Origin of the sequence: Bradyrhizobium sp. SHOUNA76 (assembly GCF_023006445.1) — a bacterium.
Classification (GTDB): Bacteria; Pseudomonadota; Alphaproteobacteria; order Rhizobiales; family Xanthobacteraceae; genus Bradyrhizobium.
The window spans coordinates 1-2,656 of record NZ_JALBHA010000690.1 but is presented as its reverse complement, the minus strand read 5'-3'; the positions used below and the strand labels follow the sequence as shown (position 1 = coordinate 2,656).

The 2,656-nt window shown below is 65.7% G+C and carries 4 protein-coding genes; all 4 read right to left on the bottom strand.

Features of this window, described 5'->3' with window-relative positions; translation table 11 throughout:
• Positions 1-357: ATP-binding cassette domain-containing protein (locus tag MOV74_RS35695; RefSeq protein WP_246931900.1), on the bottom strand; the 357-nt coding region annotated here is incomplete at its 3' end.
• 8 nt (positions 358-365) lie between these two features.
• A complete protein-coding gene (gene phnK, locus MOV74_RS35690; RefSeq protein ID WP_246931898.1) occupies positions 366-1,163 on the bottom strand; it encodes a phosphonate C-P lyase system protein PhnK in 798 nt (265 codons plus the stop codon).
• Positions 1,156-2,046, bottom strand: coding sequence for an alpha-D-ribose 1-methylphosphonate 5-phosphate C-P-lyase PhnJ (locus MOV74_RS35685; RefSeq protein WP_246931896.1), 891 nt, complete (start codon positions 2,044-2,046; stop codon positions 1,156-1,158). The genes phnK and MOV74_RS35685 overlap by 8 nt, the downstream gene beginning before the upstream one ends.
• The coding region (locus MOV74_RS35680; protein ID WP_246931894.1) for a carbon-phosphorus lyase complex subunit PhnI at positions 2,043-2,656 on the bottom strand (614 nt) is incomplete at its 5' end. The genes MOV74_RS35685 and MOV74_RS35680, both read right to left, overlap by 4 nt.

Here is a 2,656-nt window from a genome sequence, read left to right as displayed (position 1 = left end):
GATCAGCGGCTCGGCGACGACGTCGATGGTGGCCACGCGCGGCACCGCACGCAGGAACTGGCTGACATAGCCGATGGTGGAACGGCGGACGTTGAGCACCTGGCGCGGCTCGGCGGCGGCGAGATCGATCAGCCCGCCGCGATGGCGGATGCCGATGCGGCCGCTATCGCAGCGGTAGTTGCCGAAGATCATCTTCAGGATCGACGATTTGCCGGCGCCCGACGGCCCGGACAGCACGACGCACTCGCCGGGATCGACATGGAAGGTCACGCCGCTGACAACGGGCAGCTCGATGCCGCCCTGCAGGTGCATCGTAAAAGTCTTCTTGGCATCGGCGATATCGATCATGGCGGTCATTGAAATGCTCATGGCGGCAGAATCGAGGAGACGAGGAGTTGCGTATAGGGCTCGCGGGGATCGTCGAGCACCTGGTCGGTGAGACCGGTCTCGATGACCCGGCCGCCCTTCATCACCATCACGCGATGCGACAACAGGCGCGCCACCGCGAGATCGTGGGTGACGATGATGACCGCGAGATGCAGCTCGGCGACGAGGCCGCGCAGGAGGTCGAGCAGGCGGGCCTGCACGGAGACGTCGAGGCCGCCGGTCGGCTCGTCCATGAACACCAGCCGCGGCTCGGTGACGAGATTGCGGGCGATCTGGAGCCGCTGACGCATGCCGCCGGAATAGGTGCGCGGCGCATCGTCGATGCGTGCGACGTCGATCTCGACGCGCGTGAGCCAGTCCGACGCGGTGTCGCGGATGCGGCCATAGTGATTCCATCCCACAGCCATTAGCCGCTCGCCGACATTGGCGCCGGCCGAGACCGCCATGCGCAGGCCCTGGGCGGGATCCTGATGCACGAAGCCCCAGTCGGTCCGGTACAGGAAGCGCCGCTCGGCTTCGCCCAGCGAGGCAAGGTCGCGAGCGACACCATCGCGCATCCGATAGGACACATGGCCTCCGCTGGCCGCCAGCTGGCCCGACAGCAGCTGCAGCAGCGTCGACTTGCCCGAGCCGGACTCGCCGACGATCGCCAGCACCTCGCCGGGATAGAGCGAGAACGAGACGTCGCGGCAGGCGGCGATGCGGCCGAAGGATTTGCTGAGAGATCTTGCGACCAGCAGCGGCTGGTCGTTTTCAAGGGTATCGAGATCAGCCATGCGAGCCCGCCTTCTCCTTGTATGGCGCGGCGCCGAGGCTGCCGTGATGGCCGGCGGCCTGGCGGCCCTCGCAATAATCGGTGTCCGAGCAGACGAACATGCGGCCGCCCTTGTCGTCGGTGACGATCTCGTCGAGATAGGAATTCTCCGCAGCGCACAGCGCGCAGGGCGCGTTGAAGCGATAGGGCTCGAACGGGTGATCCTCGAAATCGAGCGACACCACTTGCGTATAGGGCGGGATCGCGTAGATGCGCTTCTCGCGGCCGGCGCCGAACAATTGCAGCGCCGGGCAATTGTCCATCTTGGGATTGTCGAATTTCGGCGTCGGCGACGGGTCCATCACGTAGCGCGCGTTCACCTTCACCGGATAGGCGTAGGCGGTGGCGATGTGGCCGAAGCGGGCGATGTCCTCATAGAGCTTCACATGCATCAGGCCGTATTCGGCGAGCGCGTGCATGCGCCGCGTCTCGGTCTCGCGGGGCTCGAGGAACCGCAACGGTTCCGGGATCGGCACCTGATAGACCAGCACCTGATTTTCGTGCAGCGTCGTCTCCGGGATGCGGTGACGCGTCTGGATCACGGTTGCATCATCAGTCGCCGTCGTGGTGGCGACTCCGGCGGTCTTGGCAAAGAATTTGCGGATCGAGATCGCGTTGGTGGTGTCGTCGGATCCCTGGTCGATCACCTTCAGCACGTCGGAGGGACCGAGGATCGCCGCCGTCACCTGCACGCCGCCGGTGCCCCAGCCATAGGGCATCGGCATTTCGCGGCTGGCGAATGGCACCTGATAGCCGGGAATCGCGATCGCCTTCAGGATCGCACGGCGGATCATCCGCTTGGTCTGCTCGTCGAGATAGGCAAAGTTGTAGGCGGGCGCGTTCATTCCGCGGCCTCCTTCATGGCATCGGGCGCTTGGGCCTCCGCGAACTCGTGACGCAGCTTGCGCAAAAGACCGAGCTCGGACTGGAAGTCGACATAGTGCGGCAGCTTCAGATGCTCGACGAAGCCGGTCGCCTGAACGTTGTCCGAATGCGACATCACGAATTCCTCGTCCTGCGCCGGTGCACGCACCTCCTCGCCGAGCTCGCGGGCGCGGAGCGCACGATCGACCAGCGCCATCGACATGGTCTTGCGCTCGCTCTGGCCGAAGGCGAGGCCATAGCCGCGGGTGAAGCACGGCGCTTCCGTCGCAGAGCCCTTGAACTGATTGACCATCTGGCACTCGGTGAGTTCGATCGAGCCCAACGGCACCGCGAAGCCGGCGTCTTCCGCGACGAATTCCACCTCGACCTCGCCGAAGCGAATCTCGCCGGCGAAAGGGTGGTTGCGGCCGTAGCCGCGCTGGGTGGAGTAGCCCATCGCCAGCAAGAACCCTTCGTCACCGCGCGCGAGATTCTGCAGGCGCAGGTCGCGGTCGGCCGGGAAGTTCAGCGGCTCGCGGGTGAGATCGCCGACGCTGGCGCCGTCTTCGGCCTGCGGCGAGGGCTCGATCA

Coding starts and splice junctions, on each gene's coding strand:
- MOV74_RS35685 (WP_246931896.1), bottom strand. CDS start 2,046: ATGAACGCGCCCGCCTACAACTTTGCCTATCTCGACGAGCAGACCAAG.
- phnK (WP_246931898.1), bottom strand. CDS start 1,163: ATGGCTGATCTCGATACCCTTGAAAACGACCAGCCGCTGCTGGTCGCA.